Origin of the sequence: Microcoleus sp. FACHB-672, from assembly GCF_014695725.1 — a bacterium.
GTDB lineage: Bacteria > Cyanobacteriota > Cyanobacteriia > Cyanobacteriales > Oscillatoriaceae > FACHB-68.
In genome coordinates this window covers 49,828-75,113 of the sequence record NZ_JACJOU010000019.1, presented here as the reverse complement: position 1 = coordinate 75,113, position 25,286 = coordinate 49,828, and the positions used below count along the sequence as shown (strand labels likewise).

Sequence of the window (25,286 nt, the reverse complement as noted above, 5' to 3'; positions counted from 1 at the left end):
AAAATATTAAAAATGAGAACGGTGTAACAATCTTTTAAAAGAGGGAAACCCAAATGGACTTTGATTGGCGTGTGCTTATCGTTGTTGGCCCTATCGCTCTGGCCGCAAGCTGGGCATTGTTTAACATTGCGCCGGCAGCCATCCGGCAAATTCAAGGGTTTTTGAATAAAACCTGAATTAGAGACTAGGGACTAGGGGCTAGGGAGAAGAGAGGTTGAAAATTCCCCACTCCCTAATTCCCCTAGCGCAGAGCTTCCTTCAGACGGATTTCCATAATGCCACCCGGTTCCAGAAGGTTTGGTTTCTTGTAGCGTTCTGATTGGGCCGCTAGGGGGATATTCCGACCAAAAAGAGTAATGGCTTGAGCGACAAACCGGCTGCCCCTGCGATTGCTTTCAAACCGTCCAATCACCGGCGTTCCTTCAGGCGCAATTAGGTTGCCGGCCCGATCAAAAATCGCCCCATCTAAAAGCAATACTTCCTGCCGGTCTAAATCGGGGTGGAACTTCAAAATTCTGTCACCGGCATAGCGGACAAACAGTTGAGCGCCAGCCGGCAGCAAAATCTCATTTCTCCGCTGCTTGGGAAGGCCGGCAGGGACAGGATTAGCCGCACCAACTTTTGTTATGCCCACAGGGGATTGCCTTTCCAGAGAAGGCACCATCACCGTTGCCGAGGGTACAGGAATTGCAGAAGTCTCTGTGGGAAGTGCCAGAGGTAGGCTGCCCAGGGGATTCGAGCGCGGCAGTTGGGCTGCAGGAGACAGAGATTGGCCAAACTCACCCACTGCCGTTGGACGCGGGAAATTGGTCTGTACTAAAGGCGGAACAGTCACAGCCGCAGACTGAGGGGTGTTATAAGTTGCCGGTGGCAGAGGGGAAGCAGCTTGCCAACCGCCTGTGCTAGTGGGTGCCGTAACGAAGGGACGTAAAACCCACCGATCTCGGAATGGGCCGCTTTGAATTGGCACTGATACCCGTTGCAGCTGCACTTGGTCGGGATCTAAAACAACTGCGGGATCGAACTCCATTACAATTCTGCTCGTTCCGCCCTGGATCTGCGATATCTCAATTTGACGCACAGTGCCTGAATAAGCCTTTTGGCCGGGATTGACTCCCAACTCAGTATTAGGCAAATCTAAAACAATGCGTGGGGGTTGGCTCAACACCGAGACGCTCGGCTGCGTCCCTTGCTGCACCATAAATTCTAGCTGGTTGCTCGTTGAGTTAAAGTTCCAACTCGACAGAATCGCTGCTTGTGCCGGCAGCACAACAATTTCTTGCGTCCACATCATCATCATGCCGGCAAAGCCGAGGGTTAAAGGCCGGCACAGCCGGCAGCCTGGGGCGGTTAGCAATCCCCAGCACAGCGAAAATCTTTGGCCTAGTTTTGCTGTCTGCATTGCTTTTTACTGAAATTGCTAATTGCAAGCTTGCGAATAGTTTATGGCATCAACCATAAACCATTAGCCCCTACCCTTTACCTTTTCCGTTCATCTATTCTTTGTTGACTTTGCCATCCGGCATCGTTGCCCTTGTTAAAATCACACTTGATAAATCTACATCAGTTAGATTTGCATCTCGCAGATTCGCCCGAACGAAATAAGCTCCCCTCAAATCTGCTTTAAACAGGTTGGCGCGAACCAACGTCGCAAAAGTCAGTTGAGCCTGTCTGAGGTCTGCATTGGTTAAGTCAGCGTCATCCAAAGAAGTTCCGTTCAGATCAGCCTTCACCAGAGAAGCGCCGCTTAAGTTGATATTACTCATGTGGGCACGATGAAGTTTCGCACCAGACAAATTAGCCCCTTGTAGGTTCGCATCCGTCAGTAAAGCACCCCGAAGGTCAGCATTGCTGAGATCGGCCTTGCTCAGGTCAGCGCCCTTGAGGTTACAACCGCGACATACATTGGTATCAAGCAAGCGTCTGAGATGTTGGGGATTTTCAGCAAAAGCTGGATTGGGTAGACAGAGGCTAGCTAACAGTGTGCAGATCGCTAGAATACTGAGTTTCATATTCCTGAGTTATGCCAAAACAAAAGTCGGTGAGTCTGATGCGGTTTGCGGCGAAAAGTCAAAACAAAATCTTTGATTGACTTTTCGCCAGGTTTCAAGCCCTAGTTTCTAGTCTCTAGTGTCTGATTTCTAGTTCCTCAAGGGCAGACATTGTACCGCAAATGTTGGTAACTGGCTTACTTTGCGCTTTTTTTGCAGTGAGTGTCAACTTCTTTCGGGATGGATGTTTTGGGGCGCAGATGAGATCTGCTCAAATCCCTGAGTTACCCGGATTATTACCCCGAAGGTAACAAAAGGCTGTTTTTAGGGGCTGAAGATGGCAGAAGATGCTGAGGCGGAAGGCAAAACCGGCGCACCGGCACACTGCTCGTTGAGCCACTCCAAGATCATTTTGTTAACTTGCTCTGGACATTCATCATGGAGGCAGTGGCCGGCATTTTCTAACTCAACGACCTGCAAGCCGGTGTTATGCTGGCCAAACTGGCGGGCGAGTCCAGGGGGGATCATGCGATCTTCACGTCCCCAAATCAAGAGCATCGGAATTTTTAGGTTTTGCAGAACTTTCTTAACGCTTGGCCCAAATTTGGAACTAGCCATTGCTTTGAGAATGGCGCAAAAAGCTTGGGCGGAACCGCGATCTTGAGCAGGGCCGGCTAAAATTTCCACCAATTCTTCCGTTACAGCCGTCGGATTCGCATAAGCAATGCTGGCCCAACGGCGAACAATTGAGGGGCGTCTGACAAAATAAAATATCGTTTTCAGCAATGCCGGTGAGGCTACGACTCCTTCAACGGTTGTAATAATCGGTCGCAACCAGGCTGGGATCGTCTCCTCTCGTATAGAGGGATCAGGCAGACTGAGCATCACAACGCCCCGCACCATTTCTGGATGAGCCTCCGCCGCCGCCAAACAAACCAAAGAGCCTATCGAGTTGCCCACCAACACAACCGGCTCATTAATAAACGCCTTCCAGAAGTCATAGACTTGCTCAACCCACAGTGATACATTGTACTGAGCCGGTGCTTTTTGGGACGCTCCAAAGCCCAGCATATCTAATGCGTAAACCGTGTGGTGCTGAGCCAAGTCAGCCAAATTGTTTCGCCAGTGGCCAATTGATGCCCCAAACCCATGCAGTAGAATTAAGGGAGGCGAAGCGACTGGCGGTTCACCCTGCCCCTCGAACCCTGGAGAGCGCAGGTAGGTATAGCGAGTTTGCCACCCGCGCCAGATCCAGTCCCGCTGACTTCCAACCCGTTGCTGCCATTGCCCGGAAACAGTCACACTTGCCTCAACTCAAAATTACTTTACAAACTTTCTTCTCAATTTTAATGGTTTTGGCCATAGCCTTGGGTCTGCATTTCCAATGGCTATAGCTTTTTGAGGCAAGCTATTTCCGAAGATAGATTAACACAGTTACAGAAACTCAGTCAGACTGAGTAGAATGGCAATTACAAGTTCACATACATTGTGCATGGATTGAATACGGTATAATAATCGCCTTCTTCATGAATGCCTCAATCATGACATTTTTTGATAAAAGTTTGAGGCCGTTTACTGACTCACCCAATAGCCCACGCAAACCCTTAACTAACAGCTCCCATCACCTCATACCTTATAACGCCTGTGATAGAAAAGAGACGCCCGAATCGCGATTTACCCCAAATTAACGAAAGAATTCGCTTTCCCAAGATACGCGTTATTGATACCGACGGAGGACAGTTGGGAATCATGACGCCGCAAGATGCTTTGCGTCAAGCTTATGAAAAGGAACTGGATCTCGTGCTTGTGAGTGACAAGGCAGATCCACCCGTTTGCCGGATTATGGACTACGGCAAGTTTAAGTTTGAACAGGAGAAAAAAGCCCGCGAAGCTAAGAAAAAGCAACACACTGCTGAAGTCAAAGAAGTGAAAATGCGCTACAAGATTGAAGATCACGACTACCAAGTTCGGATCAATCAAGCAAAGCGCTTTCTGCACGATGGAGATAAGGTTAAAGCAACCATTATGTTCCGGGGCCGAGAAATTCAACATACAGACTTGGCAGAAGACTTACTGAAGCGGATGGCAACAGATTTGCAAGAAGTCGCCGAAGTTCAGCAAGCGCCCAAAAAAGAGGGGCGTAGTATGATGATGTTGCTCTCCCCCAAAAAGTAATAACATCAGTCGCATAAGCAAGAGCTGACACCGGCTCAAATGCGGGATGGACAAGTGGGCAGCGCTACGCCTTGACGATAGCGCTGCCTAAGATAGATGCGCCACTCGCACCCCTACCGGCGAGTGGGGAACGCGACAAGGCGGTTTGTCCTCCTCAGAAGCTAGCAATGCCGGTGAATCCTCCAAAGGCAAGTTAGCTCATCGGTTCGTGGTTGGTGAAGCATTCAGAGTTCAGTGACAAAAAACTAACAACTGATAGCACAATAGACATCTGACTGGTACGGGCGAGTGTGAGAGCGCAATTTTGGCTCAATTGCAGACAATTTACCCGCAAAACCAACCCCGACCGACTGACCGAACAGCTAGCACAAAAGCCATCTTCGGATATCTACAACACAGGAATTAACGGGGCATGGAACTGAGAGATCAGCGGTTTGGGGGAAGATGGGGGCAGATACTTCTACAGTGGGTGAATTTGCGGCCAGAGGAAGCAGAACGAACCTTCCTGATGTTCGCCTTCTACACAGCAACTTCTGTGGGAGTTCTCTGGCTAGAAGCCAGCACAGTTGGACTGTTCTTAGACGAATATGGCGCAGAACAGCTGCCGTGGATTTATATCTCCGGTGCCGTAATTGGTTCTGCTTTAGGCGCACTGTATACGTGGCTGCAAAGCATCCTGCCCCTGCGCCGAGTGATTGTGTTGATTGCCCTGATCATGGCAGCCCCCCTGCTGCTGTTTCGGGTTGGATTAGGGCTGCCGGTGATACTAGGTATCACCGTCTTTCTGATGCGCCTGTGGCTGGATGGAATCTACGTCCTCAACGATCTCAACACCTCCATCACCGCCAACCAACTCTTTAACATTCGGGAAATTAAACGCACCTACCCGATCATCAGTAGCGGCATCTTGCTTGCCGATGTCGTGAGTGGTTTTTCCCTGCCCTTCTTTCTCAATTTAGTCGGGCTAAATAATGTCATTCTCATGGCTTGCTTGATGATGGTGCTAGGAGCCGGCATCCTGTACTATCTCAGTCAAACTTACCAGCAAGCATTTCCCGACTCTCCCCTCAGAGAAGAAGAGGATGAACAGGCAGAATTCACCAACAAACGGCTACGCGGTCCCATCCAGCACTACGTCGTCCCCGTAATCGCCTTTTTTGTCCTTGCTGAACTGCTGAATATCCTGGTAGATTTTCAATTCCTCAGCGAGTTAGAACAGCAAGATTTAGGCGATAAAAGTCTCGGCATCGCCGCGTTCATCGGCGTTTTCAACGGCGTCCTAGGTATGTTTGAACTGGTGATGCAGTGGTTTATCTCTAGCCGGCTCGTTGAACGCATGGGCGTGTTTGGCTCCGCTATCATCTTACCGGCTGGTTTAGCTGTGATCGGACTGGGTTCCGTCATCACTTCTGTTACAAACCTGTTGCCCCTATTTTCCGGTTTGGTGATTCTCAAATTTTTTGAAGAACTCTTACACTACACCCTATTTGAAGGCGTTAGCCCGGTCTTATTCCAACCCATCCCAGAAGCCAATCGGGATGACGTGCAGGCCGTTGTCAATGGCATTGCTGAGCCGCTATCCGATGGCGTCATAGGCTTGTTGATTTTTGCAACGATTTGGTTCTGTCGCTTTGTACTGCCCAAAGCGACAGATGCCGCAGTTGTGCAATTAGAAGGATGGATTTTCGTCGGGCAGATTGTACTCTTAGCCGTGGCTTGGATGTACGTCGTTTGGATGCTGCGATCTCGCTATGTCGGCTTGCTCGTCTCCAGTGCTGAGAGGGGCCGGCTGGGGGTGACAGACGTGGATCTGCGTGTCCTCAAACGTGCCGTGGTAGACACCTTAGAAAAGCCCGGTACAGAAGCCGATAAACGCTCTTGTATTGAACTCCTCACCCAAATCGATCCCAACAATGTTGGTGAAGTTCTCGCGCCACTGCTGGTAACGCTGCCGCCGGCTTTGCAGCGCCAAAGTCTGGAGACAATGCTCAATCATCCCAGTCCTGCCTACCTCCCCCAAGTTCGGGCACTGATCGAGCATACCCTGCCGCCAGAAGTCCTAGCCTTGGGCCTGCGCTACGTCTGGCTCACCGAGAAAGCCCCAGATATTCAAGCTTTAAGACCTTATTTGCAACCCCAAGTAGACCCCGTGGTACGCGGAACCGCTGCTTCCCTGATCATGCGCCGGGGCAACCGGGAGCAAAAAGCCGAAGCCACTAACGCCCTGCGGCGGATGCTCACCCATAAACAAGAACGGGAACGGGTAATGGGCTGTCGGGCGCTGGGCGAGGCCGATTATTTGCAAGGCTTGCGACTTTATATCCCCAACCTCCTACAGGATGAATCGTTGCGGGTGCGCTGCGCTCTGCTGGAGGTGATCGCCTCCACACACTTAGAGGAATATTATCCTTCTCTGCTGCGTGGACTTTACTATAAATCCACCCGCGAAGCTGCCCTGCGTGCCTTGGTTCGATTAGACAACGAAATTATTAACCCGCTTGTGGTACTTGCAGAAGATGCTCACAAGCCTGATTTAGTGCGGATGCACGCTTGGAGTGCGCTGGGCCAAATCGGCACGCGGGAAGCCCTTGACGCCCTGGCTTCTCACTTGATGACGGCTTGGGGTACAACCCGGCGAAATATTCTCCGCATTCTGCTAAAAATGCCCCAAGAAGCCGGGATTGAAGGGGTGTTGGATCGTTTGGGTCGTAGTGGCGTAGAAACGTTGATTGACCAGGAATTGAGGTTCCTCGGTCAACTTTATGCAGCACTGGTGGATCTGCCGGCAGAACAAGTTGCCGGTGAGGAAGCAGAACTGTTGCGACGGGCGCTGCGGGATCTGCAAGCGGATGCGGTAGATCGGTTATTTTTGCTGATGAAGTTTCTTTACCCCCACACGAGCATTCAGGCCGCCTCATTTAACTTGAAATCGGGTTCGCGGTCGAATATGGCGCGGGGGCTGGAAATTTTAGATAATACTTTGGATATTCCGACTAAACGAGCGCTGCTGAGTGTGTTAGACCGGCGTGAGGATCGGGAAAAACTGCAAAACCTGTCAGAACTCCTGGTTTATCAACCCATGAACCCTAGTGATCGCTTACGCCGGCTGCTGGAATTACGTCACTTCCTCTCCGATTGGCCCCTGGCTTGCTGTTTCCATCTGGCTAGATCCGCCCGTTGGAGTCTGACGGCGGATCAGACACTCGCTTGTCTGCGCCATCCCAGAGGTTTGGTGCGCGAGTCGGTACTTGCCTACCTGGGAGTTGCTTCGCCACGCGCATTGGTAGAATTGCTACCAATGCTGCAAGACGATCCAGATCGCCTCGTTGCTGCCCAAGTCAAGCAGATGATGGCTGAATTAGGTGTTAGCAATTCAGCAGAAGCCGCATCGGGGCGGGGGTATTTCGACCAGGCCGGCGAAATGAACCGCGCTTCCAATTATCCGGGGATAGCCGGATTTGAGGCAACTTAATGAAGGATGAATGATGAATTAAACTGTTCTTCCCCTCATCATTCAACGTTCCCGATCAATCGTTTCTCTAGAGGCAACCGGAATCCTGAGGATGAACAACTTAAATGCTGACTAGCGTTGACCGCCTATTATTTGTCAGGGGAGTCCCGATATTTAAAGAGCTACGGGATGATTTTCTCGTCCGGTTGGCTTCTGTAATGGATGAGCTTTCATTTCCAGCTCAGCACACGATTTTTACTCAAGGGCAAGAGGGGCGTTCCCTCTACATTGTCGTTTCTGGGCGAGTCCGGGTTCACCTTGCAGAGCAGGATCTGGCACAACTTGACCAAGGTGCTTGTTTTGGTGAGATGTCGTTGTTTGATGCTGAACCTCGTTCGGCTTCTGTCACGACTTTGGAACCCTGTGACTGTCTGATGCTAACGCAGCAGCAACTCTACGATGCAATTGAGGAAACCCCAGGAATTGCGGTCAATATTATTCGTCTTTTATCTCGCCGAATTCGTGAATTTAACCGCAAGTTGAATGCTAAAGAGTCTGAAACTCCCGCACCCGAATTACATGGCGCGGCACGCAGTTTGGGAGGCTAGGGACTAGGGGCTAGTTGCAGAGCGGGAAGAAATAGCCAGTGCCCCTACCTTTAGGTTGGCGCAGCCTTGCCCCATGCCCCTCTCTTAGCGTTGCTGATGTTGTTCGAGAAGTTGTTTGGCGCGTGGTTTATAGAGTAGATAAAACAGCGACTCGATATAGCGCAGCATATCCTCGCGGTTTTCTTTGGAAGTGTGGTTCCAGAAACCGTAAATTTTGCCTAAAGATAGCAGCCGCGTAGTGTGGATTTTCCAAGTATAGGTGCTGTAAACCCGCTCGATACCGGCTTTGGAGATTTGGTGCCAGTAGTTGGGATTTTGGTCACATTTGGCAATAAAGTCCAAGATTCTTTCAGCGGTTTCTTCTAAGTTTGTGGGGTTGATGTAAAATCCGTTGACTTTATCTTTGATGATTTCCAACGGTCCGCCAAATTGAGTACCAAAGGTAGGAACGCCGCAGATCATGGCTTCCAAAATTGTTAACCCAAAAGCTTCAAATAAGGCCGGCTGGACAAAAATCCCTTCATGATCGGCAATCACGCGGTAAATTTCGCCGGAGTCACTCTTGGGTAAACGCACTCCCAACCAGCGAATACGTCCGTGCAAATTGTATTCGTCAATGAGCCGGTAAAGCTTCTCCATTTCGCTGAGTTCTTCGTGATCGGTTGACTCATTAACGTGTAATTTACCGGCAACCAAAATTAAGTTGCATCTCTCTTGCAACGCCTGACTCTTTCCAAAGCATTCTGCCAAGCCGGTGAGGTTTTTAATTCGGTCGAGGCGTGCCATTGAAAACAGCGGGCGCTTGCTGGGATCGTCGAGTCTGCCAAATATGTGAGCGGGGTCTTCTTGATGGAAAAGCAAGTCTTCAAGACGTTCGCGGACGCTGCTGAGCCGGTCTTCTTGCCGGCTGTAGGGAAAATATACGCTCTCATTCACTCCAGGCGGCACGACGTTAAATTTGGGACTGAATAACTCAATTCCATTAACAACGTGATATAAATCCGGCATTGTGAAGCGCTTGTAAGACTCATACTGCCCCACGCTATCTGGCGTTCCCACAATTTCTTGATAGGTGCTGCTGATAACAAAATTAGCAGCGTTCATCGCAATTAAATCGACGGTGAACTGCAACGAGAAGTGATAGGAATTTTCTGATTCTTGCCAGTAAAGGTTACTGAACAAATATTTCGATTTTTCTAGGGCGTGGGCAACAATGCACTGAGTAACCTTGAGGCGACGTGCTAGTAAGAAGGCGACTAAGTTGCCATCAGAGTAGTTGCCGATGATGAAGTCAGGCCGGCCTTGAAATTCTGCCAGCAGTTCTTTTTCGGCATCAATAGCGTAGGTTTCTAGATAAGGCCAAATCTCAAACCGGGAAATCCAGTGCTGGGTGATGTTGGAATTAAAGTCGCGGAAGGGAACGCGCAAAATCCAAGCGTTATCGGTTCCGTGAACTTTTTCCAAGCGTTGGTTGCAGCGGGTGCCATCACTGTTGGGAATCAACCGGCTGAGAATAATCACTTTGGGTTCCACACCCAAAGCATCTAAACCGGCGAGGGAAAGTTCCTCTTGTAGTTGCGTTTCTAAGCTTTTGGCTTGGTCGAGGACGTAGACGACTTGGCCGCCGGTGTCAGGCCGGCCTAGAACTCCTTCTTGGCCAAACCATCCATGCACAGACACCAAAACGATGCGGAAGATCATCGGAATGCGGGAGATGAAAGCTTCGAGAACGGCATCGTCAGGCGAGTCTATCAGTTCATCGAGTATTTCCAACGTTTCGCGCACTCTGCCGGCAGTGTTACCCCATCCGGGTTCAAAACCCATGACTTGCAGATCCAAGCGGAAGTTCTCGTAGGGTTCATCCGTTGGACGAGCACCGACAAATTTGATCGCTTGCTTGATCCGATCAGAAAGCTGCTGCTGGTTTTTAATGCGTTCGTTAATCAGTAGTTGAATGCCATTGTAGCGGTGCACGCTCAAAAAATCGTACAGCGCCGCCAGCCATTGTTTGGGGTCTTGAAAGAGTTTGCTGGATAAATATCGGTTAAGGAATTGCACTCCTTTACCAATGTTTTTCGGGTCGCGAATTGTAGGGGAGTAATCGTAAAACGGCCCGAAATCAATCTCAAATACATCTCCCTCATTGGGGTGAAAGTGGTTGACGAAGAGATCGCGAACATCCAGTAACTCTTGGGCAGTCAGGCGATCAATTTTCAAGTCTTCCGTGAGCCGGTAAATTTCTTGCGAGGCAATTTTGGGGCGCACGATCAGACAGATACTGCCCTCCTCAATGATAATTTCTTGAGTTTCGGAAATAAATTTACCTAAATGGGAAGAATGAGCAAACTCTTCGGGTTTTTGGTAATTGATGCAGAAGTTTGCGAAGGCCGTCAAGATGTCATTTCTCAGTAAATATCGTTTTTCTTGTTGTCGGATATCACTGATAAATTGCCGGAGATCGCTTTTTTCACTACTTTCGATAACAATTTGTAACAAATCAGACATGAAGCCTCGCTTGTAGAAATTAATAGCTTTTACAACCACTAAGTTACAAAATGCTGCCCTGAGTGAAACTCCCTCTGGAGTATAAAAAGCGTTAAAATCTGGCAGCCGTTACATCGGGTACAATTCGCTGTATTTGCCCCGAATGTAGCGGATGAAGGGTTCGACGCTTAAAGGACTGCCGGTGACGCGTTCTAGCAATTCATCTGCAGTGTACTTGCGTCCATGCTGATAGATGTTTTCTTGAAGCCACTGATGCAGGCTGGTGAAATTGCCTCGCTCAATATCAACGGGAATTTCTGGATTGATATTGAGGGCTGTTTCATAAAACTGGGCGCTCATCAGGTTGCCGAGGGTGTAGCCTTGAAACATCCCGCCAATCACGCCACTATACCAATGTACGTCTTGCATGACGCCTTCGCTGTCTGTGGCAGGGACGAGGCCGAGATCGCTGCGGTAACGCTCGTTCCAGGCTTCGGGGAGGTCGCGCACCGACAGGGAACCTTCGAGCATGGCTAATTCTAGATCGAAGCGAATTGTGACGTGCAGGTTATAGGTGACTTCGTCAGCGTCGGTGCGGATCAGAGAGCGGGCGACTTTGTTAATTGCCCGGTAGAATTTGTGAATGGAAATATTGCCAAGTTCTCTGAGGAAGACGCCTTGCAGTTGGGGATAGAAGCATTCCCAAAAACCCCGGCTGCGCCCGACGAGGTTTTCCCACAGGCGAGATTGGCTTTCGTGGACGCCGGAGGAGACGCCACTGGCTAGGGGGGTGCCTTCAAATTCACGGGAGATGCCTTGTTCATACATGGCGTGACCGGCTTCGTGGATGCTGCTGAATAGTCCTTGTCCCAGATCGTTTTCGTAGACGCGGGTGGTGATACGAACATCGCCGGTGGAAAATCGGGTCATGAAGGGATGCAGAGTTTTGTCTTGCCGGCCTCGTTTGAAGTCGTAGCCGATGCGCTCAATGATCCGGCGGCTAAATTCTAGTTGCTTGGTTTCGGGAAAATGCTGGTGCAGGAAGGCATCATCGGCTGCCGGTTGGGAGGTGATCTGCTCGACGATTGGCACGAGTTCTTGGCGCAGCCGGCTAAATATCTGTCTCAGGGTAGATGCTTTCATGTCGGCATCTGAAAAGTCAATTAGTGGGTCGGCGATATGCTCGTATCCAGGAAAAAAGCCGGCCAATTCGCGGCTTAAATCCAAGGTCTTTTCTAGGTAAGGCTGAACAATGGTAAAGTCGTTGGCCGGTCTGGCTTTCGCCCAAGCTTCGTAGGATGCCGATCGGTGTTGAGAAAGTTCTGCCATGAAGGATGCCGGTACGCAAACAGATCGGTTGTAGCTGAGGCGGGCGATCCGGATGAGACTGGCTTCGTTGGAGTCGTAGGAGAGGCTGTCTTCGTAGGGTTTTAAATCTTCTAGCAGTTGCCCAATAACGGGATCGGTAAATTTTTCGTGGGCGATTTGTCTTAGGGTAGCGAGTTGGCGACCTCGTGCCGGTGCGCCGCCGGCAGGCATATAAGTGGCTTGATCCCAGTGCAGCAGTGCTGCTGCTGATTCGATGTCGTCGATCTCTGTCAGACGAGTGTTCAGTTCTAAAAATTTAGGGTCGCTCTTTTCGAGGCTTTTCATGCTAGCGGCATCAGAAGACATAAGCATTATGATTTACCATTCAAAACAGCAGATATCCGTATCTTATAAGCAACTGTAGATTGAGCTGTACAGTTGGGAGGAAGTGATCTGTCAAAATTAGACGAAATGTCATCCCCGATTGTTACTGTTCTTCCTGCTGCCGGCTCTGAAGTGTGAGGAGTTAATTAAAACTGAAAGAGACTAAGTTGTAGGCTCAGGCTTCATAAAGTTGTAAGTTTTACTTTCTTTTTTATCTGTCGTTGCTGCCGGCATTAAACATTTAACTGACTGGCCCTCGAAGTAAAACTCGAAACCTTACATCTCGGCGAATTTTATCAAAATCCGAATCTGTCTTCGCCATTTCTATATATCGTTCAGAATTTAAATTAATAGCAGTTTGTAGGTTTTCAATAGCTAGATCTACTTGACGCTGTAGTGCGTAACAGCAAGCTTTGTTATACCAAATTAGCGCTTGATCCGGTTGGATTGTTAAAGCTTCGCCGTAGCTGTCGATGGCATTTTCATAGCGGCCAAGTTTCCCCAAGGCATTGCCTCGGTTTGTCCAAGTTTCGCAATTGTTGGGTTTAATGACTAAAGATTTGTCGTAGCTGATCAGTGCGTCTCGGTAACGACCTGATTCATATAAGGCGATGCCGCGATTGTTCCAAGCTTGCCAGTCGTTGGGTTGAATCGCGATGGCTTTATCATGACTAGCAACGGCTGCTTGGTAGCGACCAAGTTTCCGCAGGGAAATGCCGCGATTGTTCCAAGCTTGAGATAGATTCGGTTGCAGGGTTAAAGCTTGGTCGTAGCATCTCAGTGCGTCTTGATGACGGTTGAGTTCAGCGAGTGCAATACCTCGATTGTTCCAAGTTTCCGGGAGATCGGGTTGAAGGGCTAAGGCTTTGTCGTAGCTGGCGATCGCATCTTCATAGCGACCCAATTTTTCTAGGGCAACGCCTCGGTTGTTCCAAGCTTTGTAGTTGTCTGGGTGAGTGGTGAGCTGCTGATCGTATTGCATAAGGGCTTCTTCAAGAGAGCGTAAGTTTTCCATTGCTAGATTGAGTTGCCTGAAACCAGGTTGTGCCGGCGAACAGCTTGTTGCTGCCGGCGCAGTTTTTCCGTGGCGTCTTGCCAGTAGGCGAGTTCTTCCTCTAGGGTCATATCTTTTATTATTTCAAATATTTTTTGATTTCCTGCTCTTTTCATCCGCACGCAGTCGAATGTTTTGGTTCGGGTTGGAAAGCTAACGGCGGGGGAATCAACCGCTATCAAACCGGCTTTTAAGTTATCCCGGCGTTTAGTTTGCTGGCGCTTCCGCAAAGCTTCTGTGTGTTCCTGCCAGTAAGCTAGCTGCTCTTCTGGGTTCATGTCTTTAATTTTATCTAGAATACGCTCGGTGCCTTGGCGTTTCATTTCCACACAATCAAATTTCTTGTTCGTCTTCATAAGGAATGACTTGTAAAGGTGAGTAAATGGCAATTTGAGAGTATCCTTCCAATAAATTAATCGCGTTATAAAGGCGAATTTTTTTAAAATGGGTGATGTGCTTAAAGTCCCAACTCACAAGGGCAGAACACTCGGAAACGGTTGCCATTGCAACATGAAGGGCATCAATGGCTAGGGTTGGGGTAACAATTGCTGCATCTAGGTAAGCTTGCTGGAGTAGCAGAACGCTTTCAGTCAGGTTGACAATTCCTGCGATCCCAAGAATTTTTTCAAAGAGTTCCTGAACCTCTGCCGGTGCCGACTCTATTTCATTTTGCACAACTACGGAGGTGACGAGGCGGAAGCGCCCACTCTGAACTTGACGGAAAAAGGCTCGACTCGCTTGTTCAAATTCCTCGTCGCAGATGCCGCAAAACACAGATGTATCGGCATAAACCCGAAGGATGCGGCTTTTCATTCTAGTAAGTTGTTAGCAATTTTTTAGGTTTGCTGGGATTTTCCCACTGAAATAGAAGGTTTTCTACTTCTAGATTAATCGTGGCAGCGACTTAACGATGCAAATTTAGCAGAAAAAAGCTGCCCTCGCTACCCACTCTGGTAATTACTGCCTCACTGCATATCTGTTAAGTGGGCCGGTTGGAGGAATCTGATACCTTGACTTATTGTTTTATTTATGCATTCAGATGAATGACTTAAAAACTGCTGTGCCTTTTACTTTTAAATACGAAGCTGAGGGCGTGAGGCTTTAAAAACACAATTAATTGACTTTATTATCAACAGAATTGCCTGAGAAACGATGCTGATGCCGGCACTATTTTAGCGAATAGAGAATTTTACATAAATAAAATTTTTGAATTGAAAGCCCGGCTATAAAAAGAAAGTCCGCGACTGCGGACTTTAAATTTTACTAATTTTATAATCGGCTTGCTACTCGCCTAGATTTTTATCGCCTCGCAATTTACTTCTGAAATCTCACTAGAACGCTTACAAAGTCCGCAAAGACGCCCGCTGTTCTCGCCCGACTTCTAACACCCAGTCCAGCACTTCTGGATACTCTTCAAATTGAGCTTTCTGGGATTTGTAGAGTTGCAAGGCAATATTTAGTGATTCCTCGTTCAGACAAGACTTGATCACCGGCACCCAACCTTTCGCCCACTCCCAAGCATTATCTAATCCGGCATTTTGCTCTCTTAAGTCTTTCAGCCTATACTTTTGCTCATCCAAGAAATCCCGCAACCGCTCTCGCTGTATTTCTGAATAGCGGTAGGTTTCCAAGTCACTTTCTACGAGCAAAATCAGCTCTTCTAAAACTCGCCAATTATCACAATTAGCAAGCAATTCCTTGACTGCTTCCAACCAGCATGGCAAGGAACGATAACTGCCAAACCGGCCTCCTTCACCTGACACGACAATTAGGAACAGCGCCGCCCATTTCCAGGCATCTTCGGGTGTTTCATCTTCCGGTTTGGGCCGGGGAAAATAAAGTTGCTCAATCGGTCTCCTCACCCCCTGAGCAATATCAGACAGGGTGATATTAAGGGTGCGGGGTTCGATGATATCTATTAAGCGCTTATTATCCATAACTCATGCCTGCGTTGACTCTGCATTTCTGCTGTGATACTCACTCGAATTTAATCAACCGAATATCTGTTTAAATAAGTTGGTAAAACAACTTAGCTTTCCAGTTTGTGGAGAGCGAGCTTTGTTTGAGTCTTCGCTCGGAACTCTCTATATTTTATGGGTAAATACCCCTCACTCAAACGAGTGAATTTACTGATTTATATGGGCTTCTAATTTCCGCATTTTGTAAGGTTTTACAACCTCTTTTATTATAGCGCAAATTGGCTCATTATGTTGTTTTTTTAATCAACATTTTACAAGAAGTAAAAAATCTAATTGAGACTTGTTATTGAAAAACATTGAGTCGATTAACTTATAAAATCGCCTTAAACAAAAAGTTTATTTAATACTTTGCCGGCAAACGCTTTTGCAGGGGGTGTTAATGGGGAGTGCTGAGTGGGAGAGTGGGACAGATGTAGGTTGGGCGCAATGAAACGGACGGTTCTCAACCCAACGTCTAAGATGCTTGCCGGTATTAAATTTCGCTTTGCTCTACCCAACAGACTTATCTAAAGAATTAATTTTGTAGCAATGCCTGAAACTCCTCCGACTCGCGAATCGCATCAAAAGCCGGCTCAGCGGTGGCTTGCTGTCGGTACTCATCCTGACTAAGCTCAAACACTTTTTGCAGGTGTTCGATTGTTTGCCGCACATCACCCTGCGAGGCATAACAGCAAGCCTTGCCATACCAGGCATCGGAGACATAAGAATCGAGTTCCAGCGCTTGATCGTAGCTGGCAATGGCATCGCAAGTTCTGCCTGAAAGCTGCAACGCTAGACCCCGATAAACCCAGGCGTCTGGGTAGTCGGGTTGAATTTCGACGGCGCGATCATAGCCGGCAATGGCATCTTCATATCTGCCTAACCCCAGTAAGGCGTCGCCCTGCCGGTAAGTGGCCCAATAGTCGCGCGGCCTCAGTTCCAAGGCTTGATCATAGCTGGCAATGGCATCTTGATAGTGACTTAGGCCAAATAGAGCAATACTCCGCCTGTACCAACTCCAGTAGTCGTTTGGCCGCAGTTCCAAAGCTTGATCGTAGCCGGCAAGCGCTTCCTGAGAGCGGTTCAGGTTATACAGAAAAATGCTTGCCCGATGATACAAAGTCCAGTAGTCATCTGGTCGAATTTCCAAAGCTTTGTTGAAGCTGGCAACGGCGTCGTAATACCGGCCTGCATTACGCAACGCATGACCCCGCTGATACCAACTCCAGTAGTGTGCCGGTTTGAGGGCCAACGCTTTGTCATAGCTGCCAATGGCATCGTCATACCGGCCTAATTCTGCCAGTGCGTTTCCACGTTGATGCCACGCGCGGTAGTCATCCGACCGGCAGGCTAAGGCTTCTTCGTAACTATCAAGGGCGTCCTCATAAAGACCAGTCTGCCGCAGGGCATTCCCGCGCTGATACAAAGCCCAGTAGCCATCGGGCCGGCATTCCAAATTTTTGTTATAACTCGCCATTACGTCATTATGACCGCTAGGGATGCGTAGCGCGTGAAAGGCTTGATAGGGACTCATAAGGACAGCGGTACACGGAATAGCTTCTAATTCTCAGTATATGAGAATTGGGAGTAGCTAGGGACTAGGGACTAGGGAGGGGCGAGGGGGTGAAAATTTCCCATGCCCAATGCCCAATGCCCCATGCCCCATGCCCCTATCAATCATTACCCTCGTTACCTGCAATTAACGTCAAAAACCGATTATCTGTGCGAATCGCATTAAATTTTGCGTCTTTTTTAGCGAGTTTGCTGTATAAATCAGGATTTTGATTGATGGCGTATCGCAAGTTTTTGATCGCCTGCTCAACATTGCCCAAACCGGCATAACAGCAAGCCTTGTCATAACACGCTTCCGGGTCATTCGGTTTCGTTTCCAGGGCTTTGTCAAAACTGCTAAGGGCGTCTTCAATAAGACCCAAGCGTTCCTGGGCTAGACCTCGCCGATGCCATGCCCAGTAATCATCCTGCTTGATTTCTAAAGCTTGATTGTAGCTGGTAACTGCGGCTTCATAGTGGCCGGCATGACGCAGCGCTTCCCCTCGACGGTACTGCGCCCAGTAGTCATGGGGTTTGATGTCGAGGGCTTTGTCGAAGGAGGTGAGGGCATCTTCTAGCCGGCCTAAATCATCTAGGGCGATGCCGCGCTGATACCAAGCCCAGTAGTCATTTGGTCGTAGTTCTAAGGCTTTTTCGTAGCTAGCGAGAGATTGTTCGTAGCATTTTAAGTCTTGCAAGGCGATGCCGCGATGATACCAAGCCCAGTAGTCATCCGGGCGCACTTCCAGGGCTTTGTTGTAGCTGACGACAGCATCTTTATGCCGGCCTAAGTCGTCGAGGACGTTGCCCCGCTGATACCAAGCCCAGTAATCATCCGGTCGTAATTCTAAGGCTTGGTCGTAGCTAGCCAAAGCGTCTTCAAGCCGGCCTGCGTTATGGAGGACGCTACCGCGTTTGTAGTAATCCAGATACTCATTTGTACCGGCTGCCGGTGCTTGCTTTTCATCGGCCTTCATCGCTGCCGTGGGGGTGGGGTCTTCTAAGACGCTACCCTGTATTTCCCTGGCTTGAGATTCTTCATTGTGGCTCATCTAAACCCCCGGCAGTAGTGCAATTTGAATTGAGTATAAGGGGAACTGAACTCTGAAAGTGTTACCCTCAAGCACAATTCAAAGTGAAGGGAAAATAATTTTGAATGGGTGAATTTTGAATGAAAGAATCTATTTTAAAATTCACGCACTCACCCATTCAGAATTTCTCATTTCAATGGTGACTTTTTCCTTCAATCAAAGCTTGAAATTGTTCTGAAGACCGAATGCTGTCAAAATCTGAAGTATTGCCGGCAAGATGCCGGTATTGATCGGGATCGATCAGAATTGCTTGTTCTAATTTCTCAATTGCCTGTTGCACATTTCCTTGCAAGGCATAGCAGCAAGCTTGACCGTACCAAGTATCCGGTTCTTCCGGTTCAATCTCCATTGATTGATCGTAACTGGCAAGGGCGTCTTCAATGCGACCTAACTGCCGTAATGCCTGGGCGCGGTTGTTCCAAGTCCAGGCTTCGGGATAGTCTGGGGGGCATTTTAAAGCCTGATCGTAGCTGGCAATGGCGTCGCCGGCACGGTCTAATTTAGCGAGGGCAATGCCTCGGTTATTCAGTGCTCTGGCGTAATCAGGCCGGCGTGCTAAGGCTTGATCGTAGCTGGCAATGGCTTCTTCGTAACGGCCTAACTCATCGAAAGCCATGCCCCGGTTATTCCAGGCTTCTGGATAGTTAGGTTGCCATTTTAAAGCGTGTTCGTAACTGGCAATGGCCTCTTCATGCCGGCTTAAGTGGCCCAAGGCAATGCCCCGATTAAACCAAGCTTCTGGGTTGTCGGGTTGAATCGTGAGAAGTTGATCGAAGCCGACAAGGGACTCTTCAAAGTGTTCTAACTCATCAAGCGTAATGGCGCGGTTGAGCAAAGCTTCTGGGTGGTTAGGTTGTAGTTCCAGCACTTTCTCGAAGCTGGCAATGGCTTTTGCGTAACTTCCTAAACTTCCCAGCCCTAAGCCTCGCAGATACCAAGCTTCGGTAAGTTCGGGGTTAATATCGAGGGCGCAGTCATAGCTGACGAGGGCGTCTTCATGCCGGCCTAAATCGTCGAGTAATTGAGCGCGATTGTACCAGCCGGCAGCGTCATTGGGTCTCATTTCCAGCGCTTCGCTGTAGCTTGCCAAAGCGTCTTCATAGCGTTCCAACTGGTGTAGGGTTTCGCTGCGCCGGTAGTACGCCCAGTAGTCCCACCAACGGTTTTCAATGGCTTTCTCAAAGCTGGCGAGGGCGTCTTCATGCCGGTGTAAGTCATACAGCGCCACACATCCCCGTTTATACCACGCCCAGTAGTCTTTGGGGCGCAGTTCCACCGCTCGATTGTAGCTGGCGAAGGCGTCTTCGTAGCAACGCGCGTGCCGATAAGCCTCGCCGCGCTGGTAAGTTGCCCAGTAGTCGTCCGGGCGCAATTCCAAGGCTTTCCCAAAGCTGGCGGCTGCTTCTTCGTGCCGGTTTAATTCATCCAAAGCGATGCCCCGGTTATACCACACCCAATAGTCTGCCGGTTCCTGTTCTAAAGCTTCGTCATAACTGGCAATCGCTTCTTCGTAGCGGCCTCTATCCAGAAAAGCATTACCTTCCCGGTATAAATCCCTATTGCTATTTGATTCAAGCTCTAATTTTTCATTGTGGATTGCGCTCACGTTAGTGATACCTCCTGTCTAAACACCCACTCTAGATCATCACCCCGAAAGTCTTAAAAAACCTCATTCTTTTTTAAATCTTCAGCATTTCTAAAGGTTAAAGATTTGATGACATTTGCCAGAGTTAAGTTTTCTCTCGGCGGATTTAGTAAAAAAGTCGGTTGTGTTTAAATAAAAATTTTATAAGCCCACAATCAAAGACGTTTAAGCATTAACTTTATCGGCATTTATCTATTTATATATGCCTAAGATCAAGCTGCGCTATTATCTGCTGTTTTAAAACAGAACGTAACCGATGCAATTATTAGATTATGGAAAACTGAAGAAAAATCCGCTATCAATTTTTTAAAGAAAATAGGAATCTGCTATTTTCCTTCAGCAATAATCAGCTACTTTAAAATTACACCAAACCAACCTTTCTTAATGCAACTTCAGCAGCACGTTTTTCAGCATCTTGCTTGCGCCGGCCCTTGCCTAGTCCGTACATTTTGCCCTTAACATACACTTCAGCCGTGAATTCTTTTGCGTGTGCCGGCCCATCTTCATCTATAATTACATATTCAGGATTTTGTCCGAATTTTGCTAGCGCCCATTGCTGAAACCGATTTTTCGAGTCTACGAGATTCTTAGGATCAGCATCACACGGGGGACAAACAATGCTATCTGCTACCGGAATAAATAGCTTCTTTACAAAAGCACGAACCGGAGTAATAGTAGAATCGAGAAAGTACGCACCGATAATCGCTTCAAAGGTATCGCTAAGCAAAGAGGGGTTTTGCCGGCCTCCATCTTTATCTGCGCCTTTACCGAGCCGCATTAACTCACCAATGCCAAGCTGACTTGCAAATTTCGCTAACTGCTTTTCGTCTACCAAAGCAGATCGTAAACGGGTGAGTTGTGCTTCGGTCATATTATCATAATACCTATAGAGCAGTTCTCCAACCAAATAACCCAGCACAGCATCACCTAAGAATTCTAGGCGTTCGTTGTTTTCACTTTCATCAGGGTGTTCATTAACATAAGAACGATGAGTCAGTGCTAGGCGCAAAAGAGATTCATCTTTAAATTGTGGAAGTTTTGGCATTTTTATCTCTTTTCTTATTAAGTTCATTCATCGCACGGAAAGGGCGGGTAGGATGACTACCCGCCTAAGAAATATTTTTACAAATTTTGGGTGCCGGTTATCAACAGGTTACTGGTTTCCAGCCGGGAGGGCAAGGACTGTTTCCCCGTGAGTTGTTGCACCGGAAACAAGCAAGCTGTAAGTTTTCAAGAGAGTTAGATCCGCCCTTGCTCCTGGGGTGCAGGTGATCAAGTGTTACCTCAGCTTCTGGGAAAAATTTATGGCACCAGCAACAGCAGGAACCAAATTTTTCTATGAGTTGCCGCTTTTTGCTTTTCTTTTGCTTGGAACTCATTTTTTTGGTTTTATTTAGTTTGGAACTGATTCTTGCCATGTTTACGCTTCCTTTTCGCGTTTTATTAACATGACATCCTCGGTAAATTACGCATCTAGCGCCCACGGAGTTTTGCTCAAAAGACTTGCCACAGAGAACTATTTCCCAATAACCGCAATTCACAAGTAGCGAAGAATGCTACTTCTGGATCACTCAGGATATAGGGATAATTTTCTAAATGGAAGTCCATAGAATGAGAACAACTCACACTAAGCGAACACTTTTAAGGTGGTGCTAGGTGTGAGCTGATGTCTCAGGTGCGGTATTACTTGGTAGCAATTCTTTGTCATCGAAGGTATAACCTCGATTAGATCTAGTAACCCTTTGGACAAGCGCCTCTGTACTTTGCTAGATCACAAATTGCTATTTGTTCGGTTCTTAATGGGTGTTTGAGGCTTATAGCTAGTAATGCTTCTGACGATTGCGTCTGTACCTTACTAGAGCAAGAACCGCCGTTTTCATACCGCATCTGAGACAGCAGCCCACGTATTAAGCTAGGTGCTGACTTCAGATGTCATAGCAAAAGAATATAGCACTAACATCATCTACTGTCAAGACTATTATTAAAATAGATTTTGCAAGAAACCGGGCGTATGCCAGAGAGTATAAATAATGAACGCAAACAAGAAAGTAATTAAAAGAGTCAAGATATAGCTAATACAAATTAATAAACCATCCGATTCTAAAGTCGCAACAACAAACAGCAAAATTCCAATCGTGGGGATCGGGTTTGTAAAAGGAATTGGCAACATAAGTAACAGCGTTAGCCAAGCAATGCAAATTCCATTAATTTGCCAAACGCGGGGATTGTCTGCGATTCGCGGCAACCGGCGCTTGGTCAATTTTTCCAAAATGCGGGTGATTTTCTTGAGATTTTTTAATAGCAGCAGGACAAATGCGTGGGGAAATTGAAACTGAGCAACTTTTTTGGGCAGCCAAGGGGTGCGCCGGCCTAGGGCCATCTGTGCGGCCAAAAGTAAGCTGCCTATTCCTAAAACAGCGGTTAATCCCGGCGGCATGGGAAACAAAAAAGGTAAAGCAAGTAAGCCGATAACTAGGCTAAATCCCCGTTCCTTTGTTTCTATGATAATATCTGCAAGGGTGATAGATTTTTCGGATAACCGTTTGAGAAGGGACTCGATATCCTGAGAAAATTTCAACGGCATAAAACCCTAAATGCGTGATTGGTTTTTCGCTGATCGTAAAACTCTTTAAGTTTTAATGATAGCAATCTGGTAAATGGCTTGCAGAAACACCCGACGCAATGGATAAAAAATCAAGAATTCGCAGACACCGGCATCAGCCATAGCTGACAAATTGCTCAATCAGTTTGACAGCGCCGGCAGCACCATTCATGTATGCTTTTGGAATTTCAGCTGAGGATATTGATTTCTTAGCCTGATTGAGGAAATCGCAAACAGCCGAGAGTGCACCCTCCACACTTTCAACCAACTTCACCGGCACAGTTGCTTGATTCTCTATCCACCGTAGCACACGCATTTCCTGCCGGTCGTATTGCCGTTTAAAAGCAAACGCTACCAAAGGAACACCCACAGAAAGACATTCATAAAAAGTGTTATAACCGGCACCTCCCACCACCACATCCGCTGCCGGCAAACATTCAATTCCCGGCCAGTGAAACACCCACAATTCAGCCGGACAATTTTCTGGGCACTCAGGCGCTAAACACCGCACTGTCACTCCAGGCAGCGATTCAGCCAGCACTCGTGTCAAGTTGCCATACAAGCTTAACTCTTCAGCACGACCGGCAGCGCAGATCACTATCAACGGGTTAGTGTCAATGGGATTTAAACCCAATAAAGTTCTAGCGCGGGTGACATCTGGCAGTTCGCCGGCGCTGCGGATCAACCACGGCGCAGTATGTCGAACCTGGGGAAGTTCTGCCAAAGGCATCTCCTCACCTTCTCCCGGCACAATTACTAAATCAAAGTTATCTGCAACGAAATCCGGCAAATTCTTAGCAACAACATAATCCGGATTAATGTCTCGATGAATTAGAACTTTCGGGGCGCTTAATAGCGGTAATATCTCTGCAAGCTCTCCGCCAAGTCCTCTGGGGAAAGTATCTACAATTACACACTCATACTGCTCCTCCGCCAGCATTTGACGCACCTGATTTTTGATAGTGCTAGATGACGCGATGGGTGAAATGACCTGGAGATAACATCCCTCCACAATTGGCAAAGGTTCAGTTGTTTCTAAGAATTCTGAATTTTCAAAGGTGAAACGTAAATCTTCCGAGAAAGGTAACATAGAAAGAGTAGAAAGTAATCCTGAATACTCGTCTACTTCTTGTTTTTGTATCTTTACGGGTTCCTTTGCAAGCAATAAATCAGCGTAAAGCCGACGATCAGAGGCTTCATATTGCAATAATTGAGCCGCATAAGGACTGTTGCAGAGGATAATCACGGGCCTGTGAATTGCTGCAATTCGACCGAAACTCAGCGAGCGAACTAAATGACCCCAGCCGCCGCCAAGGGCGTAGATCAGCCAAGGTTCAGTTGAAGGGAGAGAGGCCAAAGGAACCAGTGAGGATTGGGGGATTTCAATATTTAAAGCCTGTTCCTGAATCATACACTTAATTAGCTGCTCCGAGGTACAGAAAATAGGGATCTGATAGGTTTACGGGTGGTTTAATACCTGTTTTGAGGGAAATCTGTACAGAAGCGTCGAATTCAGGACTTTGTATAAAGCAAGACAGTACACTCTGCAATTTAACGGTTACGTTTTGAAGAAGCCGGTTTAAAAGCCAAATAACAGTTAAAATTATTGATGACATTAACATGACGAATTGCACCCCATTGATTCTATAAAAGCAGACGCTAGAATTAACTTTTAAGTTCATTCCAATTGTCTTTCTCAAGACTTTCGACAACATACCACAGACATCAGCTAAAAATGCTAAGCATACTCAAGATGTTTTTAGAGTGCGTTTTGAGGTGCGGAGAAAGTCAGTGAAGCAGCGATCCTGCGGTTGTAAATGCGCCTCAGAGTGAATTTTTTAGAGGCTTGGTGAATGCAGGAGCGTTAACTGATTAAATGGAGTCTGATCGGTTGCCGCCCACAATAAAGTTGGCGCAACTCATAACCGGCTAGTGTGGGAAGTCACCGGCAGGGGCTAAAATCTGGGCAGCAAGCACCTCTCAACCCATGACGAAACTGATTATCCAAATTCCTTGCTACAACGAGGAAAACACCCTAGGCGTCACGCTAGCAGCCTTACCGCGCCAACTGCCTGGGATCGATGTGATTGAGTGGCTGGTGGTTGATGATGGCAGCCAAGATCGCACGCTTGAAGTGGCGAAGGAGTGTGGCGTTGAACATATTATTCGTCTTTCCTGCAACCAGGGTTTAGCAAAAGCGTTTATGGCAGGGCTAGAAGCTTCGCTGAAAGCCGGTGCTGATATCATTGTCAACACGGATGCAGATAATCAGTATTGTGCGGAGGATATTCCCCAGCTGATCCGGCCTATTCTGTTAGGGCAAGCTGAAATTGTGGTGGGAGCACGCCCCATTACAGAAATCAAACACTTTTCGCCGGCTAAAAAATTCTTGCAGAAGTTGGGCAGTTGGGTGGTGCGCCTTGCTAGCAATACCAATATCCCCGATGCGCCTAGCGGCTTTCGCGCCTTTAGCCGGGAGGCGGCGATGCAGTTAAATGTCTTTAATGAATATACCTATACCTTAGAAACCATTATTCAAGCCGGCCAAAAAGGGATGGCTATCACCTCTGTGCCGGTTCGCACCAATGGCGTGTTACGATCCTCCCGCTTGGTCAAGAGCATTCCTTCCTATGTGGTGCGTTCCCTGTTTACTATCTTGCGGATTTTCATGGTCTACAAACCGCTCCGCTTTTTCTTATTCTTAGGGAGCGTACCGTTTAGTATGGGTGTAACTCTTGGCATTCGCTGGCTGATTTATTTTTTTGCCGGCACTGAACGTACCCGAATTCCCAGTTTAATTCTGGCTAGCATTTTAATTTTGATGGGCTTTCAGTTATGGATTTTAGGGTTAGTTGCTGATTTACTGGCAGCTAACCGTAAACTGATGGAAGAAATTCAACTGCGACTACGGCGGAGGGATTTTAGGGGATAGAGTCTTGAGTGCTGAGTGCTGAGTTCTGAGTCGAAGAGTGAAAGTAATTAAG

The 25,286-nt window shown here is 47.8% G+C and carries 22 protein-coding genes; 6 read left to right on the top strand and 16 right to left on the bottom strand.

From position 1 onward, the window contains the following. Window positions 1-53: 53 nt before the first annotated feature. Complete coding sequence (locus tag H6F56_RS13965) at window positions 54-176, top strand: photosystem II protein Y (protein ID WP_190669159.1); 123 nt, start codon at window positions 54-56, stop codon at window positions 174-176. Between the two features lie 65 nt (window positions 177-241). Here the strand turns inward: H6F56_RS13965 and H6F56_RS13960 are convergent, their stop codons facing one another. The 3 genes from H6F56_RS13960 to H6F56_RS13950 all read right to left on the bottom strand — a co-directional run bounded on the left by H6F56_RS13960 (window position 242) and on the right by H6F56_RS13950 (window position 3,293). After that, a complete protein-coding gene (locus tag H6F56_RS13960) occupies window positions 242-1,402 on the bottom strand; it encodes an AMIN domain-containing protein (RefSeq protein WP_190669157.1) in 1,161 nt (386 codons plus the stop codon). 94 nt (window positions 1,403-1,496) lie between these two features. Continuing rightward, window positions 1,497-2,012, bottom strand: coding sequence for a pentapeptide repeat-containing protein (locus tag H6F56_RS13955; protein WP_190669155.1), 516 nt, complete (start codon window positions 2,010-2,012; stop codon window positions 1,497-1,499). 303 nt (window positions 2,013-2,315) lie between these two features. Then, the gene (locus H6F56_RS13950) at window positions 2,316-3,293 is read right to left on the bottom strand and encodes an alpha/beta fold hydrolase (protein WP_190669152.1); all 978 of its coding nucleotides are present in this window, start codon (window positions 3,291-3,293) and stop codon (window positions 2,316-2,318) included. A gap of 333 nt (window positions 3,294-3,626) precedes the next feature. Between H6F56_RS13950 and infC the strand changes: the two genes are divergently transcribed. The 4 genes from infC (at window position 3,627) to H6F56_RS13935 (ending at window position 8,225) form a co-directional block, all read left to right on the top strand. Then, window positions 3,627-4,166, top strand: a complete 540-nt coding sequence (infC, locus tag H6F56_RS13945; RefSeq protein WP_190669867.1) for a translation initiation factor IF-3 — start codon at window positions 3,627-3,629, stop codon at window positions 4,164-4,166. A gap of 71 nt (window positions 4,167-4,237) precedes the next feature. Continuing rightward, window positions 4,238-4,363: a hypothetical protein gene (locus H6F56_RS26865; RefSeq protein ID WP_255513719.1), complete on the top strand. Its 126-nt coding sequence runs from the start codon at window positions 4,238-4,240 to the stop codon at window positions 4,361-4,363. A 215-nt stretch (window positions 4,364-4,578) separates the two neighbouring features. Continuing rightward, window positions 4,579-7,638 (top strand): HEAT repeat domain-containing protein, encoded by a 3,060-nt coding sequence (locus tag H6F56_RS13940; protein WP_190669150.1) that lies wholly within the window; start codon window positions 4,579-4,581, stop codon window positions 7,636-7,638. A gap of 104 nt (window positions 7,639-7,742) precedes the next feature. Further along, window positions 7,743-8,225, top strand: a complete 483-nt coding sequence (locus tag H6F56_RS13935) for a Crp/Fnr family transcriptional regulator (protein ID WP_190669149.1) — start codon at window positions 7,743-7,745, stop codon at window positions 8,223-8,225. A gap of 84 nt (window positions 8,226-8,309) precedes the next feature. Here H6F56_RS13935 and H6F56_RS13930 read toward each other — a convergent pair whose 3' ends face one another. The 13 genes from H6F56_RS13930 to H6F56_RS13870 form a co-directional block, all read right to left on the bottom strand. Beyond that, window positions 8,310-10,730 (bottom strand): sucrose synthase, encoded by a 2,421-nt coding sequence (locus H6F56_RS13930; RefSeq protein ID WP_190669147.1) that lies wholly within the window; start codon window positions 10,728-10,730, stop codon window positions 8,310-8,312. A 108-nt stretch (window positions 10,731-10,838) separates the two neighbouring features. Beyond that, window positions 10,839-12,362, bottom strand: a complete 1,524-nt coding sequence (locus tag H6F56_RS13925) for a carboxypeptidase M32 (RefSeq protein ID WP_190669865.1) — start codon at window positions 12,360-12,362, stop codon at window positions 10,839-10,841. A gap of 280 nt (window positions 12,363-12,642) precedes the next feature. After that, window positions 12,643-13,416 carry a tetratricopeptide repeat protein gene (locus H6F56_RS13920; protein WP_190669146.1) on the bottom strand — a complete coding sequence of 258 codons (774 nt, stop codon included), beginning with the start codon at window positions 13,414-13,416 and terminating at the stop codon, window positions 12,643-12,645. Between the two features lie 2 nt (window positions 13,417-13,418). Beyond that, on the bottom strand, window positions 13,419-13,811 hold the full coding sequence (locus H6F56_RS13915) for a hypothetical protein (protein ID WP_190669952.1): 393 nt from the start codon (window positions 13,809-13,811) through the stop codon (window positions 13,419-13,421). After that, window positions 13,789-14,268 carry a PIN domain-containing protein gene (locus H6F56_RS13910; protein ID WP_190669144.1) on the bottom strand — a complete coding sequence of 160 codons (480 nt, stop codon included), beginning with the start codon at window positions 14,266-14,268 and terminating at the stop codon, window positions 13,789-13,791. The genes H6F56_RS13915 and H6F56_RS13910 overlap by 23 nt, the downstream gene beginning before the upstream one ends. Window positions 14,269-14,795: 527 nt before the next feature. Further along, complete coding sequence (locus H6F56_RS13905) at window positions 14,796-15,392, bottom strand: hypothetical protein (protein ID WP_190669142.1); 597 nt, start codon at window positions 15,390-15,392, stop codon at window positions 14,796-14,798. Between the two features lie 556 nt (window positions 15,393-15,948). Further along, the gene (locus H6F56_RS13900) at window positions 15,949-16,947 is read right to left on the bottom strand and encodes a tetratricopeptide repeat protein (protein WP_190669140.1); all 999 of its coding nucleotides are present in this window, start codon (window positions 16,945-16,947) and stop codon (window positions 15,949-15,951) included. A gap of 139 nt (window positions 16,948-17,086) precedes the next feature. Then, on the bottom strand, window positions 17,087-18,016 hold the full coding sequence (locus H6F56_RS13895) for a tetratricopeptide repeat protein (protein ID WP_190669138.1): 930 nt from the start codon (window positions 18,014-18,016) through the stop codon (window positions 17,087-17,089). A 172-nt stretch (window positions 18,017-18,188) separates the two neighbouring features. After that, window positions 18,189-19,661 (bottom strand): tetratricopeptide repeat protein, encoded by a 1,473-nt coding sequence (locus H6F56_RS13890; RefSeq protein ID WP_190669136.1) that lies wholly within the window; start codon window positions 19,659-19,661, stop codon window positions 18,189-18,191. Between the two features lie 400 nt (window positions 19,662-20,061). Further along, the gene (gene rnc / locus H6F56_RS13885) at window positions 20,062-20,745 is read right to left on the bottom strand and encodes a ribonuclease III (protein ID WP_190669135.1); all 684 of its coding nucleotides are present in this window, start codon (window positions 20,743-20,745) and stop codon (window positions 20,062-20,064) included. Between the two features lie 100 nt (window positions 20,746-20,845). Further along, window positions 20,846-21,079, bottom strand: a complete 234-nt coding sequence (locus tag H6F56_RS27345; protein WP_190669134.1) for an HNH endonuclease — start codon at window positions 21,077-21,079, stop codon at window positions 20,846-20,848. Between the two features lie 602 nt (window positions 21,080-21,681). Continuing rightward, window positions 21,682-22,284: an exopolysaccharide biosynthesis protein gene (locus H6F56_RS13875; RefSeq protein WP_190669132.1), complete on the bottom strand. Its 603-nt coding sequence runs from the start codon at window positions 22,282-22,284 to the stop codon at window positions 21,682-21,684. Window positions 22,285-22,417: 133 nt separating this feature from the next. Then, window positions 22,418-23,713 carry a hypothetical protein gene (locus tag H6F56_RS13870; RefSeq protein WP_190669950.1) on the bottom strand — a complete coding sequence of 432 codons (1,296 nt, stop codon included), beginning with the start codon at window positions 23,711-23,713 and terminating at the stop codon, window positions 22,418-22,420. A gap of 576 nt (window positions 23,714-24,289) precedes the next feature. Between H6F56_RS13870 and H6F56_RS13865 the strand changes: the two genes are divergently transcribed. Continuing rightward, a complete protein-coding gene (locus H6F56_RS13865; protein WP_190669130.1) occupies window positions 24,290-25,234 on the top strand; it encodes a glycosyltransferase family 2 protein in 945 nt (314 codons plus the stop codon). Window positions 25,235-25,286 lie beyond the last annotated feature (52 nt).

What these genes read in the sequence shown, in the direction of transcription:
- H6F56_RS13905 (WP_190669142.1), bottom strand. Translation starts at nt 15,392, where the DNA reads ATGGATAATAAGCGCTTAATAGATATCATCGAACCCCGCACCCTTAAT.
- H6F56_RS13955 (WP_190669155.1), bottom strand. Translation starts at nt 2,012, where the DNA reads ATGAAACTCAGTATTCTAGCGATCTGCACACTGTTAGCTAGCCTCTGT.
- H6F56_RS13930 (WP_190669147.1), bottom strand. Translation starts at nt 10,730, where the DNA reads ATGTCTGATTTGTTACAAATTGTTATCGAAAGTAGTGAAAAAAGCGAT.
- H6F56_RS13960 (WP_190669157.1), bottom strand. Translation starts at nt 1,402, where the DNA reads ATGCAGACAGCAAAACTAGGCCAAAGATTTTCGCTGTGCTGGGGATTG.
- H6F56_RS13875 (WP_190669132.1), bottom strand. Translation starts at nt 22,284, where the DNA reads ATGCCGTTGAAATTTTCTCAGGATATCGAGTCCCTTCTCAAACGGTTA.
- H6F56_RS13935 (WP_190669149.1), top strand. Translation starts at nt 7,743, where the DNA reads ATGCTGACTAGCGTTGACCGCCTATTATTTGTCAGGGGAGTCCCGATA.
- H6F56_RS13915 (WP_190669952.1), bottom strand. Translation starts at nt 13,811, where the DNA reads ATGAAGACGAACAAGAAATTTGATTGTGTGGAAATGAAACGCCAAGGC.
- H6F56_RS13965 (WP_190669159.1), top strand. Translation starts at nt 54, where the DNA reads ATGGACTTTGATTGGCGTGTGCTTATCGTTGTTGGCCCTATCGCTCTG.
- H6F56_RS13910 (WP_190669144.1), bottom strand. Translation starts at nt 14,268, where the DNA reads ATGAAAAGCCGCATCCTTCGGGTTTATGCCGATACATCTGTGTTTTGC.
- H6F56_RS13895 (WP_190669138.1), bottom strand. Translation starts at nt 18,016, where the DNA reads ATGAGCCACAATGAAGAATCTCAAGCCAGGGAAATACAGGGTAGCGTC.
- H6F56_RS27345 (WP_190669134.1), bottom strand. Translation starts at nt 21,079, where the DNA reads ATGAGTTCCAAGCAAAAGAAAAGCAAAAAGCGGCAACTCATAGAAAAA.
- H6F56_RS13925 (WP_190669865.1), bottom strand. Translation starts at nt 12,362, where the DNA reads ATGAAAAGCCTCGAAAAGAGCGACCCTAAATTTTTAGAACTGAACACT.
- H6F56_RS13900 (WP_190669140.1), bottom strand. Translation starts at nt 16,947, where the DNA reads ATGAGTCCCTATCAAGCCTTTCACGCGCTACGCATCCCTAGCGGTCAT.
- rnc (WP_190669135.1), bottom strand. Translation starts at nt 20,745, where the DNA reads ATGCCAAAACTTCCACAATTTAAAGATGAATCTCTTTTGCGCCTAGCA.
- H6F56_RS13920 (WP_190669146.1), bottom strand. Translation starts at nt 13,416, where the DNA reads ATGGAAAACTTACGCTCTCTTGAAGAAGCCCTTATGCAATACGATCAG.
- H6F56_RS13940 (WP_190669150.1), top strand. Translation starts at nt 4,579, where the DNA reads ATGGAACTGAGAGATCAGCGGTTTGGGGGAAGATGGGGGCAGATACTT.
- H6F56_RS13870 (WP_190669950.1), bottom strand. Translation starts at nt 23,713, where the DNA reads ATGATTCAGGAACAGGCTTTAAATATTGAAATCCCCCAATCCTCACTG.
- H6F56_RS13865 (WP_190669130.1), top strand. Translation starts at nt 24,290, where the DNA reads ATGACGAAACTGATTATCCAAATTCCTTGCTACAACGAGGAAAACACC.